This window comes from Variovorax sp. 01T439_2 (assembly GCF_056398445.1).
Genome location: NZ_JBFTPJ010000388.1, coordinates 1 through 5162, shown reverse-complemented (window position 1 = coordinate 5162; position 5162 = coordinate 1). Strand labels below are relative to the sequence as shown.

Annotated in this window: 5 protein-coding genes and 1 pseudogene; 4 read left to right on the top strand and 2 right to left on the bottom strand. The window is 68.9% G+C overall.

The window, feature by feature from the left end; all coding sequences use genetic code 11:
- The first annotated feature begins 2 nt into the window (after nt 1–2).
- The 3 genes from AC1DOC_RS18405 (at nt 3) to AC1DOC_RS18395 (ending at nt 3803) form a co-directional block, all read left to right on the top strand.
- Entirely contained in the window at nt 3–629 is a 627-nt protein-coding gene (locus AC1DOC_RS18405; protein ID WP_478130228.1) for a nuclease-related domain-containing protein, read from the top strand.
- Nucleotides 630–703: 74 nt separating this feature from the next.
- Nucleotides 704–3106, top strand: coding sequence for an outer membrane protein assembly factor BamA (gene bamA / locus AC1DOC_RS18400; protein WP_478130227.1), 2403 nt, complete (start codon nt 704–706; stop codon nt 3104–3106).
- 16 nt (nt 3107–3122) lie between these two features.
- Entirely contained in the window at nt 3123–3803 is a 681-nt protein-coding gene (locus AC1DOC_RS18395; RefSeq protein ID WP_015867029.1) for a response regulator, read from the top strand.
- On the opposite strand, the gene AC1DOC_RS18390 is transcribed toward AC1DOC_RS18395, so the two are convergent.
- Both AC1DOC_RS18390 and AC1DOC_RS18385 read right to left on the bottom strand, forming a co-directional pair.
- A complete protein-coding gene (locus tag AC1DOC_RS18390; RefSeq protein ID WP_478080308.1) occupies nt 3764–4045 on the bottom strand; it encodes a hypothetical protein in 282 nt (93 codons plus the stop codon). The genes AC1DOC_RS18395 and AC1DOC_RS18390 overlap by 40 nt on opposite strands.
- A complete protein-coding gene (locus tag AC1DOC_RS18385; RefSeq protein WP_436311526.1) occupies nt 4042–4332 on the bottom strand; it encodes a hypothetical protein in 291 nt (96 codons plus the stop codon). The genes AC1DOC_RS18390 and AC1DOC_RS18385 overlap by 4 nt, the downstream gene beginning before the upstream one ends.
- Nucleotides 4333–4475: 143 nt before the next feature.
- Here AC1DOC_RS18385 and AC1DOC_RS18380 point away from each other — a divergent pair.
- A pseudogene (locus AC1DOC_RS18380) lies at nt 4476–5162 on the top strand (ATP-binding protein); the annotation flags it as partial.

Here is a 5162-nt window from a genome sequence, read left to right as displayed (position 1 = left end):
GTGTGCAGCAGCTCGCCAGCGCATTCAGCCCGGCCTTTTCCCATTTGCGCATTCTTCGCAACCTGATCATCCCGATGCCCGAGGGCAGCGTGGTGCGCACCGCCATGATCGATGCGGTGCTGGTGTGCGAAACCGGCGTCTACCTGTTCGAGATCAAGGCCTGGCGCAATGCCTTCGTCTACCGCAAGAAATCGGAGGCGGCGCCGCCGCGCTGGTTCCTGCGGCTGCAGGGCTGCAGCCGGGCACGCGAGGTGAAGGACCCCGCCTGGCAGGGCGGCCGCAAGACCACGCAGCTGCGAAGCCTGCTGAGCGACGAGCTGCGGCTGCAGTATTTCGTGCTGCTGCCCTGCGAGGGCGTCGAACTCGAAGGCGTGATGCCCGCCGCCGTGATCACCCAGCAGGACCTGCCCTACATTGCGCGCCTGGTGCGCAACAACGGCCGCACCGCGCGCAGCTATCCACTGCTGGATGCCGACGCCATCGACCGCACTGCGCAGCGCCTGCTCGACATCCAGGGCAGCCTTTCTCTCGACGACCACATGCAGAACTGCCGAGAAAGAAGCGAGCAGATCTCCACGCGCTGGAACGGCGCGGGCGCTGCCGCAGCGGCAGGCATCGGACTGCAGTAGCGGCGCCTGCGGCACGCCACCGCGCGGCGCAGGGCATCCCAGATTTCTCCGACTTTGGCGGGGACCATGCGGCGATGAATCCTTCCAAGCCCGCCACCGTCCGTGCCGCCATGTTTCTCTCGGTCGCCTGCGCGCCCGCCTGGGCCGCCGATCCGTTCACCGTCAGGGACATCCGGCTCGAAGGCCTGCAGCGCGTGGAGCCCGGAACGGTGTTTGCCACGCTCGGCATCAAGGCGGGCGACACCTACAGCGACGAGCGCGGCAGCGCAGCCATCCGCTCGCTGTTCGAGCTCGGCCTCTTCAAGGACGTGCGCATCGACGCGGACGGCAGCGTGCTGGTGGTGATCGTCGAGGAACGCCCGTCGATTGCCGACGTCGACTTCGTCGGCACCAAGGAGTTCGACAAGGCCGCGCTCCAGAAGGCGCTGCGCAGCGTGGGCCTGGCCGAGGGCCAGCCCTACGACAAGGCGCTGGCCGACCGCGCGGAGCAGGAGCTCAAGCGGCAGTACATCGGCCGCAGCCTCTATGGCGCGCAAGTCGTCACCACCGTGACGCCGCTGGAGCGCAATCGCGTCAACCTGACTTTCAGCGTGACCGAGGGCGAGTCCGCGCGCATCAAGGAAGTGCGCGTGGTCGGCAACCAGGCCTTCGGCGAAAGCACCCTGCTCGACCTGTTCGACCAGGACAGCGGCGGCTGGCTGAGCTGGTACACCAAGTCGAACCAGTATTCGCGCAGCAAGTTCAACGGCGACCTGGAGACGCTGCGCTCCTTCTACATCACGCGCGGCTACCTGGAGTTCCGCATCGACTCCACGCAGGTCGCCATGTCGCCGGACCGGGAGACGCTCACGCTCACGGTCAACATCACCGAGGGGCAGAAGTTCGCGGTGGCCGGCGTCAAGCTCGCGGGCAACTACCTGGGCCGCGAAGACGAGTTCAAGTCGCTCGTGACGATCCGCCCCGGCCAGCCCTACAACGGCGAAGACGTGAACGCCACCACCCGGGCCTTCACCGACTATTTCGGCAGCTTCGGCTATGCCTTCGCACGCGTCAAGGCAGAGCCGGAGATCGACCGCGACAACAACCGCGTCACGCTGGTGCTGCGGGCGGAGCCCTCGCGGCGCGCCTATGTGCGGCGCCTGAACATCGGGGGCAACGCAAGAACGCGCGACGAAGTCATCCGCCGCGAATTCCGGCAGTACGAGGGCGCCTGGTACGACGGCAACAAGATCAAGCTCTCGCGCGACCGCGTGGACCGGCTCGGCTTCTTCACCGACGTGAACATCGAGACCACCGAGGTGCCGGGCTCGCCCGACCTGGTCGACCTGGCGATCAACGTGACCGAGAAGCCCACCGGTTCGCTGCAGCTCGGCGCGGGCTACTCGTCGACCGACAAGGTCTCGCTGAGCTTCGGCATCACGCAGGAGAACGTGTTCGGCACGGGCAACTACCTGGGCCTGCAGGTCAACACGAGCTCGTACAACCGCACCATCTCCCTTACGGCCACCGACCCGTACTTCACGCCGGGCGGCATCTCGCGCACCTTCAATGTGTTCCACACCACCACCCGCCCCTACTACCAGGCAGACGGCAACTACAAGCTCGCGAGCGATGGCGGCTCGGTGCGCTTCGGGCTGCCGCTCGGGGAGATGGACACGGTCTACCTGGGCATCGGCGTGGAGCGCTACAGCTTCACGCCGGGCACCAACGGCGCCTACACGCTGGTCGACGGCTCCTACGTCTACACCGGCACGCCGCAGGCCTACCTCGACTACTTCCAGTGCACGGGCACGGCGCCAAGCGTGGTGTGCGCATCGAGGAACATGGTGGGCATTCCCGCGACCATCGGCTGGGCGCGCGACGACCGCGACAGCGCGCTGGTGCCCACCACCGGCCGGCTGCAGAGCGCCAACCTGGAGGTGGGCGTGGGCAGCGAGCTGCGCTACCTGAAGAGCACCTACCAGTACCAGCAGTACTTCGCGCTGTCCAAGCAGTACACGCTCGCCCTCAACGGCCAGCTCGGCTATGCCAAGGCGCTGGGCGGCACCACGTACCCCATCTTCAAGAACTTCTATGCGGGCGGGCTCGGTTCGATCCGCGGCTTCGAGCAGAACTCGCTCGGGCCGGTCGATGCGGTCACGGGCGGTGCGCTCGGCGGCACGCGCAAGGCCATCTTCAACATGGAGTTCAGCACGCCCTTCCCGGGCGCGGGCAACGACCGGTCGCTGCGGCTGTACACCTTCTTCGATGCCGGCAACGTGTTTGCCGAGCGCACCGCGAGCATGACCGATGCGCAGTGGAAGGCGCAGAACCGCCTGCGCGCCTCGGCCGGGGTGGGCATCAGCTGGATTTCTCCGCTCGGCCCGCTGCGCCTGGCCTATGCGGTGCCGCTCGTGTACCAGAAGCTCGACGAAGCCAACGGCATTGCGGCGGACCGGACGCAGCGCTTCCAGTTCCAGATCGGCACCTCGTTCTGAAGCGGAGCACCCCTCCATGAGCCGCATCCTGCTGGCCGAAAAAGGCCGCGAGATGGCCGCCGCGCTGTGCGAAGGGTTGCAGCGCGCCGGCCACGACGTGGAGCACATCGCCGATGGCGCCGCGGTGCTCGACCGCATCCTCAGCTCGCCGCCGGCGCTCACGCTGCTCGACACCGCGCTGCCGCGCATCGGCGGCCTCCGGGTGCTGGAGCAGGTGCGCTCGCACAGCGACCATCCGATCATCGTTCTGACGGCCCGCACGCGCGAGGCCGATCGCCTGCGCGGCCTGGACCTGGGCGCCGACGACTACGTGTGCAAGCCCTTCTCGCCGCGCGAAGTGGTGGCGCGCGTGAACACGGTGCTGCGCCGCCATGCGCAGCGCCAGCGCATCGCCATGGCCTCGCCTTCGGTGGCCTTCGGCGGCAGCGCCCACAGCGTGAGGATCGAGGGGCGGCTGCTCGCGCTCACGGGCCGCGAGCTGAACCTGCTGCAGGCGCTGTCACGCGAGCCGGGCCGGGTGTTTTCGCGCTCCGCGCTGCTCGAGGCGGCGTTTGCAGATGCGCTCGACGTGAACGAGCGCGCAGTCGACGGGCACATCAAGAACCTGCGCAGGAAGCTCGCCGCCGCATCGCCCGCGCACGACTGGATCCGCTCGATCTACGGGGTCGGCTTTGCCTTCGAGGAGCGGCCGGCCTGAGCGCGTGCGCAGAGCTCGCGCGGCGGCCGGGCGGCGCGGCTGTCGGTGGACATGATCGGCGCCAGCGTGGAAAGCGCCGAACTGCCCGCGCGGACCCGGCCGGCCGCGACGCATCCGCCGCTCGCCGCCACCACGGCGCCGACCACCAGGCCGCAGGCGGCCAGCAACCCCAGGAGGCGCTGCGCCAGCATGGGCCCGTGGTCTTCCGCAGCCTCGGCGCGGACGTGCCAGACGGCGCTCATGTGCGCGGAGGCTCGGTGGCGGTGCCGGTCCCGCCCGATCGGGTGGCGCGTGCTTCCGCCCACACCACCAGCAGCGCCCAGACATGGGCCACCGCCCAGAACAGCGCGGCCAGCAGCAGCAACAGCGCGTCCATCCCCGGATCGGACCAGAGTTCGGTCCAGGACCACGGCGAAGGCGCGGGCGCGCAGTACCCCGGACTCGCCCATGCGAGCGCGGGGGCCACGAGGGCCTGCCAGGCCTTCTTCTTCGGGGAACATCGGTGCGTGAGCGGGTTCATGGCACGCATCGTGCGGTTCGATTCGGGAGAAATGTGGGAGAGCGGTTCTCCCAATTTCCTCCTCGATTCGCGGCCATGATCGGCCGCTCCTCCATGACGCATTCCCGCCCCGTACGCATGCCGCAGAATGCGGCCATGCCTCCTTCGAGCCCATGCCGCGCCTGACACTTTCCAGGAAGATCTTCCTGGCGCTGGCCGCCTTGCTGATCGTGCTGCTGCTCAGCTTCGCGGGGCTTTCCATCGTGGCGCTGCAGCGCGGCCTCGGCTCCTACGTGGCCGAGATCGAGATCCGGCGCATGGACTGGCTCTCGCAGCTGCTGCTCAAGCACTATGCGGCCAACGGCGACTGGAAGAAGCTGCAGGGCAACGACGATGCCTGGCAGCGCCTGCAGATGGGCCGGCTCGCCGCGGTGCTCGACGGCGCCAGCAATGCCGACGAAAGAAAGCTCCCGCCCTGGTACGAGAACCGCGGGCCGGGCGCAAACGGCAACGGCCCCGAAGGCAACCCCGAGAACGGATCGCGCCCGCCGCCTCCTGCGCCCTCGCTCCAGCTCGAGCTGCTGCCCCGGCGCTTTCCGCCGCCACCGCCGCTGGGCTTCTTTCCCGATCCGCGCGAGGCCGCCGACTCGATCTTCCAGCGCCTGGGCGTGGTCGACGCGCACGGTGCGCACGTGGTCGGCGCCAAGGTCGACCCGGAGAATGCCGCGCGCCTGCCGATCCGCCACGGCCGCTCGGTCGTCGGCTACCTGGTGCTTGCGCCGATGCAGRGCCTGGAGAGCGAGGCCGACCGCGCCTTTCTCGCGCGCCAGTCCGGCGTGATCGCCCTCACCGGCCTGTGC